Origin of the sequence: Halomonas sp. (assembly GCF_031581305.1) — a bacterium.
In the GTDB taxonomy this organism is placed as follows: Bacteria; Pseudomonadota; Gammaproteobacteria; order Pseudomonadales; family Halomonadaceae; genus Halomonas.
On the sequence record NZ_JAVLBC010000335.1, the window covers coordinates 1 to 1,218 of the forward strand.

The following is a 1,218-nucleotide window of genomic DNA, read 5'->3' on the forward strand; positions in this document are numbered from 1 at the left end:
CTGCAGGTTCTTGCGCGACTGGGCCAGTGCCCGGTCGCGCTGCTCCAGGGCCTCGCGCAGGTCCTCCAGGTAGAGGTGCTCGGCACCGGCCAGCAGATCCTGGAAGCCCAACAGGCCGACCACCTCGCCCTGATCATCGAGTACACCCAGATGGCGCACGCGCCGGTCGATCAGCATGTCGCGGGCATGGATCAGGGCGTCCTCGACCCGCACCGTGAGCAGCGGTCGACTGGCCAGTTCGCCGATGGCGGTGGCACCCGGATGGCGGGCCACGAATCGCACCAGATCTCGCTCGGTGAGGATGCCGAGCTGCTGGTCGTAGCACGTCACCACGGCCGCGTCGTAACCGCCACGGCGCATACGCCTTGCGGCCTCATTCAATGACAGCTCGCCTTGCAGCAGCAGGGGCCGACTGCGCATCGCACCGCCCACCTCGCGCAAGCGCAGATAGGGCTCCAGCCCCTGGTTCAGCGCCATGTCGGTCTGGGACAGGATGCCCCTGGGGGTGCCGGCATCATCCACCACCAGTAAGTGGCGTCGGCATTCGGCACTGAAGCGCAGGGCCGCCTCCCCCACCGGAGTGGCCTGGTGGATGTTGGCCACCGGGCGGCTCATCACCCCGTCGATGGGACGCTTCACGGCCTCGGGATCGGCAAAGTCGACGAACAGGCTGTCGTGTTCGGTCCAGATGCCGACGACCTGCGTGCCCTGCATCACCAGCATCGAGCTGCAACGTCGCTCTGCCATGCGCGCGGCGGCCTCGCACAGCGGCGTGTCCGGCGCACAGGTCAAAAGGCCAGTGTGCATAATGCGTTCTACGGGAAGATCTGACGTCATGGTGTCTCGTTCAGGGAAAGCGACTTGATCAACATCAAGCAAAAGCGAAATACGCTACTCGGGTTGACCAGGGCAGAGAACCACAGAAGATAGCCGTTTCTTGATGTCAGTCAAGGAAATGCCGATAACCCCTCTCCGACACGGCCTGGCGCTCGAGCCGGACAGGATCTGGCCCCTTATCGGGGCATTGGAGACACGATCGGCCAACTGCTTGAGGATGGCGTCGCCCGTATCATGACCATGTCGGTCGTTGACGTCCTTGAAGTGGTCGATGTCGAACAGCAGTAGCGAGAAGGTGTCATCACCGAGCTCGGCTTGGAAGATGGCCTGGCGAAGGGCGCTGTCGAAGGCGCGTCGGTTATAGGTGCCGGTGAGGTGGTC

At 64.0% G+C, this 1,218-nt stretch carries 2 protein-coding genes; both read right to left on the reverse strand.

Going from position 1 to position 1,218, the window contains the following annotated elements; genetic code table 11:
* A partial coding sequence (locus RI841_RS16445; RefSeq protein WP_310706703.1) for a CBS domain-containing protein occupies positions 1 to 807 on the reverse strand: 807 nt, incomplete at its 3' end.
* An 84-nt stretch (positions 808 to 891) separates the two neighbouring features.
* Positions 892 to 1,218, reverse strand: a 327-nt coding sequence (locus tag RI841_RS16450; RefSeq protein ID WP_310706704.1) for a GGDEF domain-containing protein, incomplete at its 5' end; no start/stop codon positions are given.